20 protein-coding genes are annotated in these 20,380 nt (G+C 63.5%); 9 read left to right on the top strand and 11 right to left on the bottom strand.

Annotated elements, in window-relative coordinates:
• The first annotated feature begins 261 nt into the window (after nucleotides 1-261).
• Nucleotides 262-1,332, top strand: a complete 1,071-nt coding sequence (locus I5R65_RS14090) for an SMP-30/gluconolactonase/LRE family protein (protein ID WP_180668269.1) — start codon at nucleotides 262-264, stop codon at nucleotides 1,330-1,332.
• A gap of 102 nt (nucleotides 1,333-1,434) precedes the next feature.
• On the opposite strand, the gene I5R65_RS14085 is transcribed toward I5R65_RS14090, so the two are convergent.
• Together I5R65_RS14085 and I5R65_RS14080 are read right to left on the bottom strand one after the other, a co-directional pair.
• Nucleotides 1,435-1,869: an organic hydroperoxide resistance protein gene (locus tag I5R65_RS14085; protein ID WP_102664438.1), complete on the bottom strand. Its 435-nt coding sequence runs from the start codon at nucleotides 1,867-1,869 to the stop codon at nucleotides 1,435-1,437.
• Nucleotides 1,870-2,132: 263 nt separating this feature from the next.
• Nucleotides 2,133-2,609: a MarR family winged helix-turn-helix transcriptional regulator gene (locus tag I5R65_RS14080; RefSeq protein WP_180668268.1), complete on the bottom strand. Its 477-nt coding sequence runs from the start codon at nucleotides 2,607-2,609 to the stop codon at nucleotides 2,133-2,135.
• Nucleotides 2,610-2,774: 165 nt separating this feature from the next.
• On the opposite strand from I5R65_RS14080, the gene earP reads away from it, so the two are divergent.
• A complete protein-coding gene (earP, locus tag I5R65_RS14075) occupies nucleotides 2,775-3,968 on the top strand; it encodes an elongation factor P maturation arginine rhamnosyltransferase EarP (protein ID WP_180668267.1) in 1,194 nt (397 codons plus the stop codon).
• Between the two features lie 112 nt (nucleotides 3,969-4,080).
• Nucleotides 4,081-4,656, top strand: coding sequence for an elongation factor P (locus I5R65_RS14070; RefSeq protein WP_180668266.1), 576 nt, complete (start codon nucleotides 4,081-4,083; stop codon nucleotides 4,654-4,656).
• A gap of 84 nt (nucleotides 4,657-4,740) precedes the next feature.
• Here the strand turns inward: I5R65_RS14070 and I5R65_RS14065 are convergent, their stop codons facing one another.
• On the bottom strand, nucleotides 4,741-5,577 hold the full coding sequence (locus I5R65_RS14065; RefSeq protein WP_180668265.1) for a FadR/GntR family transcriptional regulator: 837 nt from the start codon (nucleotides 5,575-5,577) through the stop codon (nucleotides 4,741-4,743).
• A gap of 173 nt (nucleotides 5,578-5,750) precedes the next feature.
• Between I5R65_RS14065 and denD the strand changes: the two genes are divergently transcribed.
• Nucleotides 5,751-6,725, top strand: coding sequence for a D-erythronate dehydrogenase (gene denD / locus I5R65_RS14060; RefSeq protein ID WP_180668264.1), 975 nt, complete (start codon nucleotides 5,751-5,753; stop codon nucleotides 6,723-6,725).
• Nucleotides 6,726-6,843: 118 nt separating this feature from the next.
• Here the strand turns inward: denD and mmsB are convergent, their stop codons facing one another.
• From mmsB to I5R65_RS14045, 3 genes are all read right to left on the bottom strand, one after another.
• Nucleotides 6,844-7,737 carry a 3-hydroxyisobutyrate dehydrogenase gene (gene mmsB / locus I5R65_RS14055; RefSeq protein WP_180668263.1) on the bottom strand — a complete coding sequence of 298 codons (894 nt, stop codon included), beginning with the start codon at nucleotides 7,735-7,737 and terminating at the stop codon, nucleotides 6,844-6,846.
• 10 nt (nucleotides 7,738-7,747) lie between these two features.
• Nucleotides 7,748-9,256 carry a CoA-acylating methylmalonate-semialdehyde dehydrogenase gene (locus I5R65_RS14050; RefSeq protein WP_180668262.1) on the bottom strand — a complete coding sequence of 503 codons (1,509 nt, stop codon included), beginning with the start codon at nucleotides 9,254-9,256 and terminating at the stop codon, nucleotides 7,748-7,750.
• Nucleotides 9,257-9,330: 74 nt separating this feature from the next.
• On the bottom strand, nucleotides 9,331-10,572 hold the full coding sequence (locus I5R65_RS14045; RefSeq protein ID WP_180668261.1) for an ABC transporter substrate-binding protein: 1,242 nt from the start codon (nucleotides 10,570-10,572) through the stop codon (nucleotides 9,331-9,333).
• 235 nt (nucleotides 10,573-10,807) lie between these two features.
• On the opposite strand from I5R65_RS14045, the gene I5R65_RS14040 reads away from it, so the two are divergent.
• The 5 genes from I5R65_RS14040 (at nucleotide 10,808) to I5R65_RS14020 (ending at nucleotide 15,627) form a co-directional block, all read left to right on the top strand.
• The gene (locus tag I5R65_RS14040; protein ID WP_180668260.1) at nucleotides 10,808-11,731 is read left to right on the top strand and encodes a LysR family transcriptional regulator; all 924 of its coding nucleotides are present in this window, start codon (nucleotides 10,808-10,810) and stop codon (nucleotides 11,729-11,731) included.
• 78 nt (nucleotides 11,732-11,809) lie between these two features.
• The gene (locus I5R65_RS14035; RefSeq protein WP_180668259.1) at nucleotides 11,810-12,391 is read left to right on the top strand and encodes a DJ-1/PfpI family protein; all 582 of its coding nucleotides are present in this window, start codon (nucleotides 11,810-11,812) and stop codon (nucleotides 12,389-12,391) included.
• Nucleotides 12,392-12,877: 486 nt separating this feature from the next.
• Nucleotides 12,878-14,536 carry a PAS domain-containing methyl-accepting chemotaxis protein gene (locus I5R65_RS14030; RefSeq protein ID WP_180668258.1) on the top strand — a complete coding sequence of 553 codons (1,659 nt, stop codon included), beginning with the start codon at nucleotides 12,878-12,880 and terminating at the stop codon, nucleotides 14,534-14,536.
• 117 nt (nucleotides 14,537-14,653) lie between these two features.
• The gene (locus I5R65_RS14025) at nucleotides 14,654-15,238 is read left to right on the top strand and encodes an RNA polymerase sigma factor (protein ID WP_180668257.1); all 585 of its coding nucleotides are present in this window, start codon (nucleotides 14,654-14,656) and stop codon (nucleotides 15,236-15,238) included.
• Nucleotides 15,238-15,627 carry a hypothetical protein gene (locus I5R65_RS14020; RefSeq protein ID WP_180668256.1) on the top strand — a complete coding sequence of 130 codons (390 nt, stop codon included), beginning with the start codon at nucleotides 15,238-15,240 and terminating at the stop codon, nucleotides 15,625-15,627. The genes I5R65_RS14025 and I5R65_RS14020 overlap by 1 nt, the downstream gene beginning before the upstream one ends.
• 30 nt (nucleotides 15,628-15,657) lie before the next feature.
• Here I5R65_RS14020 and I5R65_RS14015 read toward each other — a convergent pair whose 3' ends face one another.
• The 5 genes from I5R65_RS14015 to I5R65_RS13995 form a co-directional block, all read right to left on the bottom strand.
• Nucleotides 15,658-16,452 (bottom strand): enoyl-CoA hydratase-related protein, encoded by a 795-nt coding sequence (locus tag I5R65_RS14015; protein ID WP_180668255.1) that lies wholly within the window; start codon nucleotides 16,450-16,452, stop codon nucleotides 15,658-15,660.
• 121 nt (nucleotides 16,453-16,573) lie between these two features.
• Nucleotides 16,574-17,494 carry an NAD(P)-dependent oxidoreductase gene (locus tag I5R65_RS14010; RefSeq protein ID WP_180668254.1) on the bottom strand — a complete coding sequence of 307 codons (921 nt, stop codon included), beginning with the start codon at nucleotides 17,492-17,494 and terminating at the stop codon, nucleotides 16,574-16,576.
• On the bottom strand, nucleotides 17,491-17,814 hold the full coding sequence (locus I5R65_RS14005) for a putative quinol monooxygenase (protein WP_180668253.1): 324 nt from the start codon (nucleotides 17,812-17,814) through the stop codon (nucleotides 17,491-17,493). Before I5R65_RS14005 ends, I5R65_RS14010 begins: the two co-directional genes overlap by 4 nt.
• Nucleotides 17,815-17,825: 11 nt before the next feature.
• Nucleotides 17,826-19,175, bottom strand: a complete 1,350-nt coding sequence (locus tag I5R65_RS14000; protein ID WP_180668252.1) for an NAD(P)H-dependent oxidoreductase — start codon at nucleotides 19,173-19,175, stop codon at nucleotides 17,826-17,828.
• Nucleotides 19,176-19,392: 217 nt separating this feature from the next.
• Nucleotides 19,393-20,310 carry a LysR substrate-binding domain-containing protein gene (locus tag I5R65_RS13995; protein WP_180668251.1) on the bottom strand — a complete coding sequence of 306 codons (918 nt, stop codon included), beginning with the start codon at nucleotides 20,308-20,310 and terminating at the stop codon, nucleotides 19,393-19,395.
• Nucleotides 20,311-20,380: the final 70 nt, after the last annotated feature.

Here is a 20,380-nt window from a genome sequence, read left to right as displayed (position 1 = left end):
CCGCCTCAGCGTCCCCGACCGCTTCAATACCGTTCTGGGCGACGCAGATCGTCTGGATTGCCAAACAACAATCAATGACGTACGATGTCTTACCACAAGAACGGGCGACCCTAGCGTCAAGCCTGCATTCAGGGAGATGTCCACCAGCGCCAGCCGCCTGTTGCGGGCTGTACTGTCTTCCTCGAGCCCCCGCCGTTTGGCCTTTCGGACTGTTCTCCCCGTCATTTCGGGAGAGGTCCAACCCTGACCATGGAGACTTCGATGTCGCAGCACAACAAGAACACCTCAGCCGATTTCAACCCAACTCGTCGTACAACATTGCTGGCAGGCCTTGGCATGGCGGCCACCGCCTTGAGCGCCCGCGCCCAAGGGACGGATTTCAAACCCAGCCAGCGCTACCCCGACCCCAGCGTGGAAGTGCTGGACAAGAGCTTCCTCAAATACCGCCTGTTCAGCGCTAACGTGGAACAACTGGCCACCGGCTTCCGCTGGGTCGAAGGTCCGGTCTGGTTTGGTGACGGCCGTTACCTGCTGTTCTCGGATATCCCCAACAACCGCATCATGCGTTGGGACGAAACCACCGGCGCCACCTCGGTCTTCCGCCAGCCCTCCAACAACAGCAATGGCCTGGCGCGGGATCGCCAGGGTCGCCTGCTGGCCTGCGAACACCTGACCCGCCGCGTCACCCGCACCGAATACGACGGCAGCATCACCGTGCTGGCCGATAATTACAACGGCAAACGCTTCAACTCCCCCAACGACATCATCTGCAAGTCCGACGGCTCGATCTGGTTTACCGATCCGCCCTTCGGCATCGCCGGTGAATGGGAGGGCGACAAGCAGGCCTCCGAACTGCCGCACTCGGTGTACCGCATCGATGGTCGCACCGGCAAGCTCTCGCTGGTGACCGATCAGTTGGCTGGCCCCAACGGACTGGCCTTTTCGCCGGACGAAAAGATCCTCTACATCAACGAATCGCGCGCCACCCCCAATCGCGTGATCTGGGCCTACGACATGAGCAGCGACGGCACCCGTATCGGCAATCGCCGGTTGGCCGTGGATGCCAACGGTCCGGGCGGGATTGATGGCTTCAAGATCGACGTCGATGGCAACCTCTGGTGCGGCTGGGGCAGCAACGGCTCGCTGGACGCCAAGGCAGAGGAACTGGACGGGGTACGCGTCTTCAACCCACAGGGCAAGCCCCTGGCCCACATCCACCTGCCAGAACGCTGCCCCAATCTGGTCTTTGGTGGCGCCAAGAAGAACCGGCTCTTCATGGCCAGCAGCCACTCGCTGTATGCCTTGTATGTGGAAACCCGCGGCGCCGTCTGATTTCGCCCGCCCCGAATGAAAAATCGCCGCTGGGTGACCGAAGTCGCAGCGGCGATTTCTTCATGCGCGCTTCCCGCAAAGGGAAGCGCTTGCATCAACGGATCAGACCAGGTTCAGGGTCACGTTGATGTTGTCGCGGGTAGCGTTGGAGTATGGGCAGACTTGGTGAGCCTTGTTCACCAGGTCTTGCGCCACGGCCTTGTCCACGCCCGGCAGCGAGATGTTGAGCTCGGCTTCGATGCCGAAACCGCCCGGGATCTGGCCGATGCCGACCTTGCCGGTGATGCTGGCATCAGCCGGCAGGGCCACCTTTTCCTGGCCGGCGACGAACTTCAGTGCGCCCAGGAAGCAGGCCGAATAACCGGCGGCAAACAGTTGTTCCGGGTTGGTGCCGTTACCGCCGGCGCCACCCAGTTCCTTGGGGGTCGACAGCTTGACGTCGAGGACGCCGTCGGAGGACTTGGCAGAACCTTCACGGCCGCCGGTAGCGGTAGCGGTGGCGGTGTAGAGGGCTTTTTCGATCTTGTTCGAGGGCATGGTCTTTCCTTTCAATGTTCAGGTTAAAACCCTGGCGGGTTCCGTTTGAGGGGCATGGCGTCGAAAGATTCGCTTTCGATCACCATCGACTTGCTAAATCATCTTGCTACTTCAGCGACTTCTGCTACTGCGTGATACGTGTATGACGTGTGATGCTTAATATTTAATGCCTGAAGCTTTCGCTTTGCTGCCTTTGACGATAATTCTATAAATAATTCACTATATTATTGTGCGCAATATAAATGCCAGCACAACGAGCCCGATCACTGCCCTTCGGCGCCGTACAAACCCTTGCGGACTTCCTTCAGCTCCACCACCAGCTGCCTGACCTGGTCCAGCGAGGGCAACATGCAGCTCATCTGCAGCGGCACGGCCTTGGCCTTGTCGCGCAGGGCGCGGCCGGCATCACTGAGGCTCACCACCACCCGGCGCTCGTCACCGGCGTCGCGGTTACGATGCAACAAACCCATCGTTTCCATGCGCTTGAGCAGCGGGGTGAGCGTACCAGAATCCAGGAACAGGCGACTGCCCAGTTCCGATACGGTCACCTGGTCCCTTTCCCACAAGACCATCATCACCAAGTATTGCGGGTAGGTGATGTCCAGCGGTGCCAGGATTTTCTTGTAGGCCTTGGTCATCGCCAACGACGCGGAGTACATCGCGAAACAGAGCTGGTTGTCGAGCAGCAGGGCTTCGTCGATCAAGGCATCCGGTAGCGTCGTTGTGTGCGTCTTGTCCATGGATCGAATATTAAACCGCTCAAAATTAAATTGCAAGCTATTTAATTTGAAAAATCTTGAATCTGTTGTTCAAGGCTGTGCAACTGCCGTCTTCACAAATGGGTATCATGCAGCCCTGCTGCTGTTTCTCTGCGTCCCGTCTATCTCCATTCCCTGACCCGCCCTATGCCTGCCGCCCGCAATCCCCTGCACTCCCTGGACCTGTTCTGCAAGGTCGTCGACAACTATGGGGATATCGGTATCTGCTGGCGGCTGGCGCGGCAACTGGCGCATGAACATGGCCTGGCGGTCCGTCTGTGGGTCGATGATCTGCTCAGCTTCCGCCGCATCTGGCCGGAAGTGCAGACCGATGCCGCCACCCAAGAGCTGGCCGGCGTGACCGTGCAGCACTGGCGCGGGCAGGACGGCCATTATGGGCCGGCCGACGTGGCCGATATCGTCATCGAGTTCTTCGGCTGCGAGATCCCGCCTGGATACGTAGAAGCCATGGCACAGCGTCCGGTCAAGCCGGTCTGGTTCAATCTGGAAGGCTTGTCGGCCGAGACCTGGGTCGAGGGATGCCACACCTTGCCCTCCCCGCATCGCTCGCTGAAGCTGACCAAGTATTTCTTCTTCCCCGGCTTCAACCAGCGTACCGGCGGCCTCACGGTCGAGGCCGGACTGGAAGCGCAACGGCAGGCTTTCCTGGCCAGCAATGCAGGTCCCGTCCTGCTGGCACGCCTGGGCGTGACACCGCAGGAGGCGCAAGGCTGCAAGGTCTCACTGTTCTGCTATGACTACGCGCCCATCCGCGAACTATTTACAAGCTGGCAAGATTCACCGGTACCGGTGACCTGCCTCGTCCCCGAGGGCGTGGGTCGCGCCGTGGTCGAGGATTTCCTGGCTGCCCCCATGGTTCCTGGCGCAGGTGCCACGCGCGGCGCCCTGAGCGTGCGGGTGCTGCCCTTCGTGGCCCAGACCGACTACGATCGCCTGCTCTGGAGCTGTGACCTCAATTTTGTCCGGGGTGAAGATTCCTTCGTACGCGCCCAATGGGCCGGCAAGCCCTTCATCTGGAACATCTATCACCAGGACAAGAACCTTCACCACACCAAGCTCAACGCCTTCCTGAAGATCTACCACCCCGCCACGGCCGCCATTGCCGACCTGAACCGGGCCTGGAATGGCGCCTATCCCGGCGAACTGGACTGGCATGCCAATTGGCGGGCGCTACAGGCTGAGCTGCCGGCCCTGACCGGGGCCGCAGGACAGTGGCTGCAGGAGATGTTGGCAAATGGCGACTGGATGGACAATTTGCTCCGCTTCGCCCGTCAGCTGGTCGAGCAGGAGTGGAACAGCGCTGAAAATGGGTTAAAATAGCGGGCTACAGTTTTAACGCAGTTTGGCATTCAATCGTACGTGGGCTTGCGGTGAAGTTTTACCAGTGGGCTACTGACAGTTTGAAAAAACCTACTTTTCACGACACATCGCTATGAAATTTGCAAAAGAAATCCGCGTCGGCAACATCATTATGGTCGACAGCAAGCCCATGATCGTCCTGCGCTCGGACGTCAACGGTTCTTCCCGTACCGGCTTCACCTACAAGTGGAAGATGAAGAACCTGCTGACCAACAGCCCGCAGGAAAGCGTCTTCCGTGGCGACGACAAGTTCGACGTCGTGGTGCTGGACAAGAAGCCGGTGACCTACTCGTACTTCGCTGACCCGCTGTACGTCTTCATGGACGAAGAGTACAACCAGTACGAAATCGAAGGCGAGAACATGGGCGATGCCATCGGTTACCTGAAGGACGGCATGCAGTGCGAAGCCGTGTTCTACGACGGCAAGGCCATCTCGGTCGAAATGCCCACCACCATCGTGCGCAAGGTTGCCTACTCGGAACCGGCCGTCAAGGGCAACACCTCGGGCAACGTCCTGAAGGAAGCCAAGATCGAAAACGCCATCGAAGCCAACCAGATCATCGTGATGGTGCCGCTGTTCGTGAGCCAGGATGACGACATCGAAATCGATACCCGCACCAACGAGTACAAGAAGGTCGTGCGCGGCTGATCCTTGCCGATGCCCATAAAAAACGCTGCCTTGTGCAGCGTTTTTTTATGCCCTTTCAGCCGCCATCCCGGCGGCCTTCCGCATTCAATTCCCGCTCTTTACCCGCGCCAGGTCCCGTGCCGCCGCCTGTCCTTCGGCGCTGGCCCAGAACGCCTTGTCCGCGGCCTGAATGCGCTTGGCCGAATTTTCCATATGCAGCAAGGCCGCCGTGCGCGCCGCATCGGCATCGCCCGCGCTGATGGCCGCAGCCAGCGCCGCATGCTCGGCGCGCACCTGTTGCACGAACTCGCTGCTGCGCGCCTCGTTCATCCGCGCCACCCGGATCGCGGCATGCAGGAACTGGCTCAGGAACTGCACCAGCGAGGTATAGAGCGGGTTATGCGAGGCATTGGAAATGGCTGCATGGAAGGCAAAGTCTTCCTGCACGCCATCGCGGCCGGCAGCCGCAGCGGCATCGATGGCCTGCAAGGCCAGCTGGATGGACTGGTTCTGCGCCTTGCTGCGGCGCTGTGCGGCCAGCGCCGCCATCTCGCCCTCGACCCCACGCCGCAACTCGATCACCCGCAGCACGGCCTGGATGGAGTCCCGAGCATCGTCCAACCCCAGATCGAGCCGGAACGGCGTGACCTGGGTCACCGGCAACACGACCGTCCCGCTGCCCCGCCGCGAACCGACCAGGCCTTCCGACTTCAGCCGCGAAATCGCCTCGCGGATCACCGTGCGGCTCACCGCAAAGCGTTCGGTCAGCTCCATCTCCGAAGGCAGGCGTGCATCGGGTGCAAACTCGCCGCCCCGGATCTGCTGCGCCAGGACGCTGGTGACATGGTCAGCCAGCGTGGTCTTGCCGCGCGCGTTCGCCGCCATCGATGCGAGGGCCGATCCCTGCGGCCTGGAGGAGGAGGATGTCTTCATGGCGCGCATGATACCGCGCCGTCTTTGGCTTTTGCGACTTCTTTCAAACGCGCACAAAGTTGTATTACAACTTTGCTATAATCGCTGTCGAACAACGGGCAGATAGCCCAGATACTGCAACCATGCGCCTGGTGCCAGGTCCCCCGACCCAGACCAGCGACCACAGACCACGAGGAGAACACATGCATATCGTCATCACCGGCGGCGCCGGCTTCCTGGGCAGCCGACTGGCACGCCAGCTGCTGCAGCGCGGCACCCTCACCGGCCGCGACGGCCAGCAGCAGGAGATCAAGCGCATCACCCTGCTGGACGTGGTGCCAGCCCAGGGCTTCGATGATCCGCGCATCGAAGCGGTCACCGGCGACATCGCCGATGCCGCCGTGATCGAGCGCGTCATCACCGCCGAGACGCAATCCATCTTCCACCTGGCCGCCATCGTCAGCGGCCACGGCGAGGCCGACTTCGACCTGGGCATGAAGATCAACTTCGACGCCACCCGCGTCATCCTGGAACGCGCCCGCGCCGTCGGCAGCAAGCCGCGCGTGCTGTTCACCAGCTCGGTGGCAGTCTTTGGCGGCGAACTGCCGGCCGTGGTGCCGGACAACACCCTGCTGATGCCGCAAAGCTCCTACGGCGCGCAAAAGGTGATGGGCGAACTGCTGGTGCAGGATTATTCACGCAAGGGCTACATCGACGGTCGCGCCCTGCGCATGCCCACCATCTCGGTGCGCCCGGGCGCGCCCAACAAGGCGGCCTCCAGCTTCGCCTCCGGCATCATCCGCGAACCGCTCAATGGCCAGCCCTCGGTCTGCCCGGTCACGCCGGAAACCCGCATGTGGCTGATGTCGCCGCGCCAGGCCATCGCCAACCTGATCCACGGTCATGAAATCAATGGCGCCGACCTGGGCCTGGCACGCTTCCTGTCCATCGACGGCCTGTGCGTCACCGTCAAGGACATGGTCGATGCCCTGGAACAGGTGGCCGGCGCGGACGTGGTCAAGCTGATCGAATGGAAGGAAGACGAAGCCATCAAGCGCATCGTCAACTCCTGGCCCGGCCAGTTCGAAGCCAAGCGCGCCAAGGCGCTGGGCTTCACCGCAGATGCCAGCTTCGCCGACATCATCCGCGCCCATATCGAGGATGAAGTAAAGAAGTGAGGAAGTGACCGGCAAGTGAAGAGACTAGCTGCAGCTCTCCATGCAGCAACATGAAAGATGAAACAAGGGACGACCCGCAACAGGTCGTCCCTTTTCGTTTGCAGCCTCTCCGGGTGGCTTACTGCGCCTTGCCCAGCATGTTGAAGATGCTGGAGAAGTCCAGCTTGCCGGCGCCATTCATGCTGTGGATGTCATACAGGTTGCGCGCCGCCGCCCCCAGCGGGATGGCGCAGTTGGTCGCCAGCGCGTTTTCCACGGCCAGGCCCAGGTCCTTCAGCATCAGGTCCACACCGAAGCCGCCGGCATAGCCCTTGGAAGCCGGCGCCGTCTCCATCACGCCGGGGCAAGGGTTATAGACTTCCAGCGTCCAGTTGCGCCCGGAGCTCTTGGACATGATCTCCGACAACACCTTGGGGTCCATGCCATTGGCAATGCCCAGGCGGATGGCTTCCGAGGTCCCGATCATCAGGATGCCCAGGAGCATGTTGTTGCAGACCTTGACGGTCTGGCCGCTGCCACTTTCGCCGGCATGGTAGATGGCCTTTCCCATCTTCTGCAGATAGGGCTGGGCCGCCTCGAAGGCTTGCTGGCTGCCGCCCACCATGAAGGTCAGGGTGCCCGCGGTGGCGCCATTGGTGCCACCGGAGACCGGCGCATCCAGCATCTCGAAACCACGCTCCCGGGCCGCTGCCGCCACCTTGCGTGCCGCTTCCGGCGCGATGGTGGAGCAGTCGATCAAGAGCGTGCCCGGCCGGGCTGCTTCCAGCACGCCAGCCTCGCCCAGGTAGAGCGATTCCACGTGCCGGCTGGCCGGCAGCATGGTGATGACCACGTCGGCCTTGGCCACCGCCGCCATGGAATCGGCTTCGGTCTTGCCGCCGGTCTCGAGCAGCTTGTCCACGCTGGCCTTGACCAGGTCATGACCGCTGACCGAGAAGCCGGCCTTGACCAGGTTCTGCGCCATCGGCAACCCCATGTTGCCCAGGCCGATGAAGACGATGTTGGCGCTCATGCTGCTCTCCTCACTTCAGGGTGATGGTGGTGTTGACCTGGCCAGCCTCTTCATCGGGCGCATACCAGCGCGCGGTGACGGTCTTGGTCTGGGTCCAGAAGGTGACTGCCTGCTTGCCGTTGGGACCGAGGTCGCCCAGCTTGGACGCACGCGAACCAGTGAAGCTGAAGTAGGCCACCGGCACCGGGATGGGCACGTTGATACCAACCTGGCCGACGTCGATCTCGTTCTGGAACTTGCGCGCCGCATAACCGGAGCTGGTGAAGATGGAGGTGCCGTTGCCGTTCGGATTGGCGTTGATGAAGGCAATCGCCTCGTCCAGCGTCTCCAGTTCCACGATGCACATGGCCGGGCCGAAGATTTCCTGGGTGTAGATGTCCATCTCGGGCTTGACGCCGGTGAAGACGGTAGGGCCGACGAAGTTGCCCTTCTCGTTGCCGGCCACGCTGCAGTTGCGGCCATCCAGCAACAGATTGGCACCCTGCTCCACGCCACGGGCGATCAGGCGTTCCACGCGCTCCTTGGCGGCCTTGGAGACCAGCGGGCCGACATCAGCCTTGCGGTCGGTACCCGGACCGACCTTCATGGCCTTGGAGCGTTCGACGATCTCGGGAATCCACTCGCGGGTCTGACCCACCAGCACCACCACCGAGTTGGCCATGCAGCGCTGGCCGGCCGCACCGAAGGCTGCACCCAGCAGGTTGTTGATGGCCTGGTCCTTGGGCGCATCGGGCAGCACGATGCAGTGGTTCTTGGCGCCCATCATGCACTGGGCGCGCTTGCCGGCTTCGCTGGCGCGACGGTAGATATGGGTGCCGACATGGGTGGAACCGATGAAGGAGACCGCCTTGATATCCGGATGGTCGCAGATCATGTTGGCCACCTCCGGGCCGCCATGCACCACGTTGAGCACGCCCGGCGGCAGGCCGGCCTGGTTGGCCAGTTCGACCAGGAACAGCGACGAGGTGGGGTCCTGTTCGGAGGGCTTCAACACGAAGGTATTGCCGCAAGCCACGGCGATGGGGAACATGAAGCAAGGCAGCATCACCGGGAAGTTGAAGGCGGTGATGCCCGCCCCCACGCCCAGCGGCTGGTACAGGGTGTAGACGTCCACGCCGCCGGCCACGTTCTCGGCCAGCTCGCCCAGTTGCAGCGAGGTGATCGAGCAGGCGTGCTCCACCACCTCCAGGCCGCGCATGACTTCGCCTTCGGCGTCCGGCAGGGTCTTGCCGTGTTCGCGGGTGATCAGTTCGGCCAGCGGGGCGATGTTCTCGCGCAGCAGTTGCTGGAACTTGAGCATGATGCGCATGCGCTGCGCCAGCGAGGTATTGCGCCAGGTCTTGAAGGTTTGCTTGGCGTTGGCGACGGCGCGATCGACTTCTTCCTTGGTGGCGAAGGGAACGCGGGCCACCACTTCCTGGGTGGCCGGGTTCAGCACGTCGCGCCACTCCTTGGAGGTGGACTGCACCTTTTCACCGTTGAGGTAGAGGGGAACATTGGGGATATTGGCTTGGCTCATTGCAGTTTCCAGTGTGAAGAGGTGGGGAGAGGTGAGGAGAGCACGGCCGGGAGCAGCGCTCCCGGCTTGAACGATTACGGCTTGACCAGCGGGCAGGCCGCATCCATCGGACGGAAGGCCTGCTGCGCCGGGATCACCGACAGCAGCTTCAGGTAATCCCAGGCGCCCTTGGACTCGGCCGGGGTCTTGACCTGGTACAGATACATGTCGTGGATCACGCGGCCGTCGGGACGGATGGAGGCGTTGCGCATGACGGCGTCGGAGATGGGAATCTCGCGCATCTTCTGTGCGACCACCTTCCAGTCGGCGGTCTTGGCGGCAGAGCGCGCCTTCAGGAACTGGTAGACGCTGGAATAGACACCGGCCTGCACCATGGTCGGCTTGATGTTCTTGAACTGCGATTCGAAGCGCTTGGAGAAGGCGCGGGTCTGCTCGTCGTAATCCCAGTAGAACCCATCGGTATAGACCAGCCCCTGTGCCGCCTCCAGACCCAGCGCATGCACATCCGACAGGAACACCAGCAGCGCCACCAGACGCTGGTCCTTGCCGCCGATGGCGAACGAGCGCGCCTGCTTGATGGCGTTGACCACGTCGGTGCCACCATCGGCCAGGCCGATCACCTGGGCCTTGGACGCCTGCGCCTGCAGCAGGAAGGACGAGAAGTCCGAGGCGTTCAGCGGGTGGCGCACCGAACCCACCACCGTGCCGCCATTGGCCTTGACCACGTCAGAAGCATCCTTCTCCAGCGAATGACCGAAGGCATAGTCCACCGTCACGAAGTACCAGGACTTGTTGCCCAGCTTGGTCAGGGCAGCCGCTGCACCGGCGGCCTGGGAATAGGTGTCGAACATCCAGTGGAAGCCGTTGGGCGCGCATTCGGCGGTGGTCAGCGCGCCGGTGGCCGGGCCGCTGTACATGGCGATGCCGCCCTTGTCCTTGATCAGTTTCTGCACCGCCAGCGCCACCGAGGAATTGGTCAGGTCGGCAATGGCCTCGACCTTGTCGCGATCCAGCCATTCACGGGCGCGGGTCACGCCCACGTCGGGCTTGTTCTGGTTGTCGGCCGAGAGGATCTCGATCTTCATCCCCTTGCATTCATTCTTGAGGCAGTCCTCCACCGCCATCTTGGCCGCCACCACCGAGCCTTGGCCGCCCATGGCCGAATACGGGCCGGACATGTCGGTCAGCACACCGATCTTGACCGTGTTGGCATCCTGCGCCATGGCAGTGGTGACGGGCGCCACGCCGGCCACCAGCGAAACGGTACAGGCCACCGCAGCGGCCGAGAGGGAACGGCCGAAAGCGTTCTTGCGCATCTTGTCTCCTTGATCTTGTGATTGTTGTCGGCCTGCCCGGTGGGTATCGATGCGCTCGATATCCCGATGCCGGACCTTGCCGTGATCCTCCTGCCGCCTGGCGACCTCTGCACCACTTGGGTGCCATTGCGGCCCCGCTATTCTGCATGTGCGTATTTATCGATACAATAACCACAAAGACAAAACGCTTTTGCATCAATGCAAATCCAAGATCAGGCAAAGCCATGGAGACGACATGCTGGACTGGGACAACCTGAGGGTCTTCCTCGAACTCACACGCAGCCAGGGGCTGGTGGATGCGGCCAAGAAGCTGGGCATCGACCATTCCACCGTCTCGCGCCGGATGAAGCGCTTTGAGGAACAGGTCGGCAGCCAACTGTTCGACCGTAACAACCACGGCTACAAGCTGACCGCCGAGGGCTATCGGCTGGTGCAATACGCAGAGCAGGTGGAAAGCACCCTCTACGCCGCCACCGAGGAACTGGGCGGCCATAACAGCAAGCTCTCGGGCCAGGTGCGCCTGGGCGCCACCGAGGGTTTCGGCACCTTCGTCCTGGCGCCGCATATTGCCCACTTCTGCGCCCGCAATCCGCATATCACGGTGGACATGCTGCCCATGCCGCGCTTTGTCAACCTGTCCAAGCACGAGGCCGACATCAGCGTCTCCATTGAGCGTCCCTTGTCGGGTAATTACGTGGTCACAAAACTGTCCGACTATGTCCTGAAGCTTTATGCTTCACGTGAGTACCTGGCCCAGCACCCGACCATTCACACCGTGTCTGATCTGGCGCAACATAACTTCATCGGCTACATCGACGATCTGGTCTTCAGTGAAGAATTGCGCTACAAGGATACGGTGGCGCCGGACGCCTTCCGCGCCTTCCGCAGCACCAGCGTGGTGGCGCAGTACACCGCGGCCTGCGCCGGGCGCGCGCTGGCGATCCTGCCCTGCTTCCTGGCCCAGCAGTCCGAGCAACTGGTGCCGGTGCTGCCCGATGAGATCGCCATCACGCGTACCTTCTGGCTGGTAGCCTCCAGCGAGCAGCGGCATGTGGCGCGGGTCTCGGCGCTGTGGAGTTATCTGCGCGAATGCGTGGAGCTGAACCGCGACTTCCTGATGGGTCAGTCGCGGCAGATGCGCTGGCTGGACTCGCCATGAATTGAAAAGACATCCGTTCCAACCCGGCCGCTGCGCGCCCTCCCCGCGCCCGGCGGTCCTTCCCCTAAGGAGATGATGATGGCTGCAAAGAAGATCCTGCTGTTGACCGGCGATTTCGCCGAGGACTATGAAACCATGGTGCCCTTCCAGGCGCTGCAGATGGTGGGCCACACCGTACACGCGGTCTGCCCCGGCAAGAAGGCCGGCGACAAGATCAAGACCGCCATCCACGACTTCGAAGGCGACCAGACCTATACCGAAAAGCCCGGCCACCAGTTCGCCCTCAACGCCAGCTTCGACGAGGTCAGCGCCGCCGGCTACGACGCCCTGGTGGTGGCCGGTGGCCGCGCCCCGGAATACCTGCGCCTGAACCCCAAGGTGATCGAACTGGTGCAGGCCTTCGCCAAGGCTGACAAACCCATCGCGGCCGTCTGCCACGGCCCGCAGGTGCTAGCTGCCGCCGGCGTGCTGGAAGGCAAGAAGGTCTCGGCCTACCCGGCCTGCGCCCCGGAGGTGAAGCTGGCCGGTGGCCAGTTCGCCGACATCGCCGTGGATGCCGCCATCACCGACGGCAAGCTGGTCACCGCCCCGGCGTGGCCGGCCCATCCGGCCTGGCTCGCACAATTCCTGCAGGTGCTGGGGACGCGCATCGAACTCTGAAGACGGCCGCTGTAGCAATCAAAGCGCATCCCTCGGGGTGCGCTTTTTTCATTCCCCAAGGAAGATCATTCGCATTTAAAGATGAGCAATTACGAGGAAGTAGAGCATTGATGAATATGGCGATGTTCCACAAGGAAAGATTGCCGAAATGAATTTTACTCACGTTTTGACATATCGCAATCAGTCCCAGGCGGCGGGTGGCGTGTTCGCGTTATAAAGCTAGCCATTCTCGTTGCACGGTTTGCAACCAGAAACCCGTCTGCAAGCTCGGCGGACGACACTCACGCAGCTGGAGAACAAATCAGATGATCGTCGTGCACATCCTGGACGGCTGAACCGGCCACCCGCCAGGCGCGTCCCGGCCTGATCCGCCCCGACGGATCACCGGAGCACTCATTCCCATTGACACCCCATGCCCTCCGCAGGCCCATCCGGCCCGCGGACCGGGCATCGCCTTGCCATTGCCATTGCCATCGTCTTACGCCCATGAAGATCAACGACTTGCCCCAGGACCTGGTCCCTCGTGTCGACCCGTACGCCACACCATCCCATGACCTCACCAGCCAGGCCAATCCGCCCGCCCTGCTCCGGCCACAGGCCGGGCCCATCGGCACGGCCGCCGACGACGAGACCGGTTACCCCTTCCCGGCCCAGGCCACGCTCATGTCCAGCACCGACACCAGCAGCGTGCTGACCTATGCCAACTCCAGTTTCGTCGACATCAGCGGCTTTTCCCGCGACCAGCTGATCGGCCAGCCACACAATATCGTTCGCCATCCCGACATGCCGCGTGAAGCTTTCGCCGACATGTGGGCCACCCTGCGGCAGGGACAGGCCTGGACCGCCGTGGTCAAGAACCGCCGCGCCGACGGCCATCATTACTGGGTCCGCGCCAACGTGGCGCCGATCCGCCGGGGTGGCCAGATCCGCGGCTTCCTGTCGGTGCGCACCCGCCCCTCGACTGCCGAAATCAGCGCGGCGGCGGCACTCTATCGTCGCTTCCGCGAGGGCCGCGCCCAGGGGCTGCACTTCTGTCAGGGCATGGTAGTCCGCCGGGGACTCTGGTCGTGGACGCGGCTGGGCCAGGTCATGCCGGTACGTTGGCGCATTCGGCTGGCATTGGGTGCCGTTGCCGTGACGGCAATCGGGACTCAGGCGCTGCTGAGCGCGCCTCTGCTCCCCTTGGCGGCGAGCCTGCTGCCGGCACTGTGCTTGGCCGGCTGGTGGCTGGAGCGACGCCTGGCCGCGCCGCTGGCGCTGGTGCTGCAGCAGGCCAAGTCGGTCGCCTGCGGCCAGCCGGCCCAGACCCAGGGTCTGGGTCGTATCGACGAAATCGGACAGCTGCTGCGCGCGGTCAACCAGGCCGGACTGAACCTGCGCGCCCTGATCGACGATGTTTCCGCCCAGCTCGCCGGACTCGATCAAGCCAATCACCAGATCGCCGACGACAACGCCGACCTGCGCCAGCGCACCGCCGCCACCCATGCCCATCTGCAGCAGACCGCCGCGGCGGCCGAGCAGATGTCGGTGGCGGTACGGCATAGCGCCGATACGGCTCAGGCCGCCCATGCCCAGGCGCAACAGACCAGCGCAGCGGCCGCACAGGGGCGCGAGATCGTGATGCAGGTGGTGCAGACCATGCACGAGATCGCCCAGTCCTCGAGCCAGATCGGCGAGATCAACGGCCTCATCGACAGCATTGCCTTCCAGACCAACATCCTGGCCCTGAACGCGGCCGTCGAAGCCGCCCGCGCCGGTGAGGCCGGACGCGGCTTTGCCGTGGTGGCGGCCGAAGTGCGCACCCTGGCCCAGCGTAGCGCCAACGCCGCGCGCGAGATCAAGGCCCTGATCGGCCAGAGCGTGGCCAAGAGCCAGGCCGGTGCCACCCGCGCCGAACAGGCAGGCGCGGCCATCGACGGCATCGTCAGCGAGGTGGACGGCATGCGCAGCCTGATCGGCGACATCTCCAGCAGCGCGATCGAACAAAGCCAGGGCGTGGCCCAGGTCAGCGAATCGGCCCTGATGCTGGACCGCATGACCCAGCAGAACGCCGACATGGTCGAGCACTCCGCCGCCGCCGTGGCCGCCATGCAGGAACGCATGGCCACCCTGCGGCAGGCGATCAAGGTGTTCGAGCACGACTGACGCCCCTCCCCCCCTCTACAGCCCTCCCCGGGCTGGCGGCGGAACCGCTAGAATCGCGGTTCCGCTGCGTTTTTCGCCGAGAGCACAATATCGGCGGCGCTGACCCGTCTTCAGGGCATGCAGCCCATTTCCCTACTCTCCCCGATGAGCGACCAGGACCGCGAGATCACCGCCACCGTCATGCGCGAGCGCAGCCGGCTGGGCGGCTTCATCCGCCGCCGGGTGGCCGACGCGGGCGAAGCCGAAGACATCCTGCAGGAAGTGTTCTACGAGTTCGTCCAGGCCTACCGCCTGCCGGAGCCCATCGAACAGGTCAGCGCCTGGCTGTTCCGGGTGGCGCGCAACCGCATCATCGACCGCTTCCGCAAGAAGAAGGAAGAACCGCTGCCCGAGTCCCGTGACGCCGACGATCTCGACGGCGACCAGGCCTGGCGACTGGACCTGCTGCTGCCGGCCAGCGAGGACGGACCGGAGGCGGCCTATGCCCGCGCCGCCCTGATCACCGCCCTGCAGGAAGCGCTGGAAGAATTGCCCGAGGCGCAGCGCGAGGTCTTCATCGCGCACGAACTCGATGGCAAGAGCTTCAAGGAAATGGCTGCCGACAGTGGCACCAGCCTCAATACCCTGCTGGCGCGCAAGCGCTACGCCGTCCTGCATCTGCGCCAACGCCTGCAGGCGGTCTATGACGAATTGGAGATGTAATGGAACACATGGAAGACAAGCAAACCGATCAAGGACCGGATCACCAACCCCTGCGTCACCGTGGCGGTCGTGGCTGGTGGCTGGGCAAGCTGGCGCTCTGCGTGCTGATCCTGCCACTGCTGGGCGGGGTGGTGATGCTGCTCTGGAACTGGGTGATGCCGCCGGTTTTCCCCGGGGTCAACCCGATCGGCTTCTGGCGCGCGCTGGGCCTGCTGGCCTTGTGCCGGATACTGTTCGGTGGTTTCCGGGGCCGCCATGGCGGCTGGCACGGAGGCTGGCAAGAGAAGCGCCGCTTCATGCGCGCACGCTGGGAAGCCATGACACCCGAAGAACGTGAACGCTGCGGACGTCGCGGCCGCATGTTCTGCCGTGGTCGCGACGAACGCTGACTCCGGCCGTCAACGAGCAGTCAGGTAACGCTAGCGATTACCAACGACCCACGAAGGCGTTCCCTTTTCCAGGAAGGCCCGCAAACCCTCCCGTCCCTCGTCCGATGCGCGCAGGTCGGCGATGACCCCGGCGGTGTATTCCGACAGCGCCGGCGTGACCTGCAAGGGATTGGCCACCTGCACCAGTTGCTTGGCCGCGCGCATGGCCTGCGGCCCGTTGGCCAGCAAGGTATCGATCAATTGCAGCACCTTGCCGTCAAGCTCGGAGGCCAGCACCACTTCGTGGACCAGGCCGATGGCGGCCGCGCGCACGGCGGAAAAACGCTCGCCCGAGACGAAGAAGCGCCTGGCCTGCGACACCCCCATCTTGGCGATCACATAGGGGCTGATGGCCGCTGGTGCCAGGCCCAGCTTGACCTCCGAGAGCGCGAAGAAGGCCGCTTCCGACGCCACCACGATATCGCAGCACGACACCAGCCCCACGCCCCCGCCCATGACCGCGCCCTGCACCTTGGCCAGGGTCGGCGCCGGGAAGCCGTTGAGGGTTTCCATCAACAGCGCCAGTTTGCGGGCGTCGCGCAGGTTGTCCTCGCGGGAGGCATCGGCCATGCGCCGCATCCAGGCGAGATCGGCACCGGCCGAGAAGGATTTGCCGGTCGAGCCCAGCAATAGCAGTCGGGTGCGTGGATCATCGCGGGCCTGGGTGATCAGGTCGATCAGCAGCGCGATCAACTGGTCGTCGAAGGCGTTGTGCACGTCCGGCCGGTTCAGCGTGAGCGTGGCCAGGCCACGGGAATCGATGTCGAGATGGGCTGCGCTGCTCATGGGGGCTCCTGTGTTGGTCTTGCTGCGCACCGGTCAAGGCAGCGCAGGAGAGCGCAGGATAGCGCAAAACACAAGGCGACAATGTTGCGACGCCGACAATCGGGAGCCCCTTGGCCCCCTGTCATCGTCCATCGGCAGGTGCTAGGGCATTGATGCGCCGCAGGTGGGCGATGATGGCACTGTGATCCAGTTCACCATCGCCACTGGCCACCATGTCCTCGAAGAGCCTGTCGGCCGTCTCCAGCATCGGCAGCGACAGACCCAGGGTCCCTGCCATGGCCACGGCGGTGCGGGTGTCCTTGAGCTGGTACTTGGCCGGCCCGCCGGGCTTGAAGTCAGCCTGGATCATGCGCAGGGCATGCTGGCGCAGGGCCGTGGAATCGGCAAAGCCACCCAGCAGCGCCTCCCTCACGCGCGCCGGATCGGCGCCGCCACGCTCGGCCATCAACATGGCCTCGGCCACGCTGGCGATATTGGCAGCCACCATCATCTGGTTGACCAGCTTGGCCAGTTGGCCGCAACCGGCCGGCCCCACATGGGTCGGTCGTCCCATGAGACGCAAGAGCGGCGCCGCCAGCGCCCAGGCCGCAGCATCGCCGCCAGCCATGATGGCCAGCGCGGCTTCGCGTGCGCCCTTCTCGCCACCGGAGACGGGGGCATCCATGTAGTGAACGCCATGCGCGAGAGCCACCCGCGCCTGTTCCTGCGCGGTCGCCACCGGGATCGAACTCATCACCACCAGCAAGGCGCCCGGGCGCATGGCCGCAATCAGGCCGGAGGGCCCCAGCAAGACCTCATCGCAAGCGGGACCGGAACTGAGCATGCAGATCACGGCGTCGCTGCCGGCGGCCACTTCACGCGCCTGGGCCACCAGTTGCACATCCAGCGCCGCCAGCGGGGCCGCCTTGGACGGCGTGCGGTTCCAGGCGCGCACCCGCAGACCGGCGCGCGCCAGGTGGCCGGCCATCGGCAAGCCCATGATGCCGGTACCGACGAAACCGATATCTTGCATGTTGCGGGGAGCGTTAGTGGACGTACTCATGCCCGTGCTCCCGTCGCCGGACGCTGCAGCTGACCCAGCCGCACCGGCAGCTCACGCACCACGAGTGCCGGGAAACCCGCCTGGAAGCGCTTCAGGTGTGGCGTCTCCAGATGCCGGTCGAAGGCCTGCCGGTCGTCGTAGAGTTCATAGAACAGCACGTGGTCCGAACCCGGCAGCGCGACCACGTCGAAGCGTCGACAACCGGGTTCGTCATGGATGGAATGGTGGGCGTCGTCATCGGCCAGTGCGAGAAAAGCCGCCATGCAGGCCGGCTTGACCTCGAACTCGGCGATCACGACGAATGCGCTGGCATCCCTCATGCTCGTTCCCGTCACCGCAGGTTGCCGCGAGCCTGGTGTTCCATGTCGCGGCGCAGGGCCACCACATCCAGGTCGTTGACCAGTTCCACATCCTCGAAGCGCACGATGCTGTCCTTGGCCACGGCGCGCTTGAGCTTGACGTTGTGGGCCAGGCCGATCGGCAAGGCACCGATGGCCAGGCTCTTGCTGGCCGGGATGGCGTTGGCCCAGACCGCATACCCGCCTTCGCCGTCAAGGAATTCGCCGGGCTTCAGATCGCGCTTGGCTGTCGCCACGGCATCACCCCGGAACTCCTTGGAGCAGCCGGTGGACTCACCGCGCAGCACGGCCGACAGCACGCTGATGCTGGTCTCCAGGCCGATCATGTGGAATGGCCGCCACATCGAGCCATACCAGCCGGACTTGTCCACCAGCAGGCCATATTGCTTGAAGCAGGCGCGGGCGTATTCGGTCGGTGCCTTGAAGGTGACGAAGACGCCATAGCGGATGTTGTTGAAGACTTCGCGGCCATCCGGCTCCTGGCTGGCGGCGATATCGACCAGCCCGGCACGGGCCAGGCGCCCGCCTTCGGCAGCCGGCTTGAACACCCCGGCCAGATCATGCAGACCGGTGGGCGGGAAGGCCAGCCCATCGTCCGGGCAATCCAGGCCGGTGCCGTTGGCCACTGCCGCCATTTCGATGGCAGCCTTGGTGCCGTCGGTGAAGGAGTTGTACATCTTGGGATTGAAATCGCCCTTGGCCACTTCTTCATCGGTCCAGCCGAAGTAGCTCCACACGGTATCGGGCGTCGAATAGCGATAGCGCGGCTCGAAGTTCATGCCCTTGCCCGCCGAGACCAGCTCGAAACCGCAGGAGCGCACCCAGTCCACCAGTTCACAGATGATGGCCGGCTGGTCGCCATAGGCCATGCTGTAGACCAGTCCCTTGGCCTTGGCGCGCGCGGCCAGCAGGGGGCCGCACATGCAGTCCGCCTCGACGTTGACCATCACCACGTGCTTGCCGCCTTCGATGGCATCCAGCGCATGACGCACCCCGGCGATGGGGTGTCCCGTCGCTTCGATGATGCATTCGATCTCTTCGCAATCGGCTAGCGCGGCGGCATTTTCCAGCACGCAGGTGGTACCGTTCTTGACGGCCTCGCCCAGGCTCTTGGCCAGATACCGCTCCTTGGACCAGCCCACGCGCTCCAGCGCGGCATGCGCCTTGCTCACGTTGAGGTCGGCCACGCCGACGATGTGCATGCCTTCGATATGCTGCGCCTGGGCCAACACCATGGAGCCGAACTTACCGGCGCCGATCAGGCCGACGCGCACCGGGCGGCCGGCCGCCGCGCGCTCGCGCAGCAAGCTGTACAGATTCATGTCTCTTCCTTCTCGTAATGGACGACGGCCGTCCCATCGGTGGCCATCGCTGCGACTGGAGGTCAGATCCGGCAGGCACAATGCCTGACCATGTCCGCTTTTTTGCGGGGGAGTTTCAGTAGCGACTGCATACCCAACCCGTGCGAAAAAGTGTAATCAGCCAGTTTTGTTAAAACAATTAACATTTACGAGAAGAAAGTGTAGATTTTCTAATCTATCAACGCTCTCTCAAACCCGATGGGAGCCACTGTTCCGCCTGCCATTGCCGGACTTCCTCGCGCAGCCAGTCCAGGAACAGACTGACTTTCTTCTTGCGCAGGCTATCCACCGGGCAGACCACCCATTGCGTGGTCTGGGCCACCCGGGGCGGATCGGCGACCGGACAGACCAGGCGTCCTTCCTGCAGTTCGCGCCACATCATCAGTGAACTTTCCAGCGCCAGGCCAATGCCGTCGGCCGCCGCATCGATGGCCATGTGGCTGCGGTCGAACAGCACGCGGCGCATCTGGTTGGGCGGGGTGATGCGATTGAGCGAAAACCAGGTCGGCCACTGCACCTGGGACTTCACCGACTGGATCAGGCGGTGATGGACCAGCTCCTCCGCGCTCAGGCTATCGGCGGCGGCATAGTCCGGGCGGCAGACCGGGAAGAACAGTTCCTCAGCCAGCCCTTCCGTGTAGAGACCCGGCCACTGGCCCCGGCCATGACGGATTTCGACGTCTACCGTCTCGCGGGTGAAATCGGTGACTTCATTGGTCCCGTTGAGGCGCACTTCGAGGTCCGGATTGGCATCCAGAAAGCCCTTCAGACGCGGCAGCAGCCACTTGCTCGACAGCGTGGGCGTGGCGCGCACGGTCAGGAGGGTCACCGGACGCAGGCCGCGAATACTCTGGGTGGCTTCGGAAATACGGTCGATCTCCTCGGCAATCATGGAAAAGTAGCGCTCCCCGGCCTCGGTCAGGGCCACCCCGCGCCCGACCTTGACCATCAACGAGGTCCCCAGGTGGGTTTCCAGCGACTGGATCTGCTGGCTCACCGCCGAGGGCGTGACGTTGAGCTCCTCGGCAGCCGCCGAGATGCTGCCGGAGCGAGCGGCGGCATGGAACACGCTGATGGCACGCAGGGGGAGATACATAGGTTCACCGTTTAATTTTTCTACAGATTGATGAAAAATAAATTAATTGTACTTCACCAATAAAGCTTTT

The sequence above is a fragment of the Herbaspirillum sp. AP02 genome (assembly GCF_015767275.1).
GTDB lineage: Bacteria > Pseudomonadota > Gammaproteobacteria > Burkholderiales > Burkholderiaceae_D > Herbaspirillum.
This window is presented reverse-complemented; position numbering and strand designations above follow the sequence as displayed.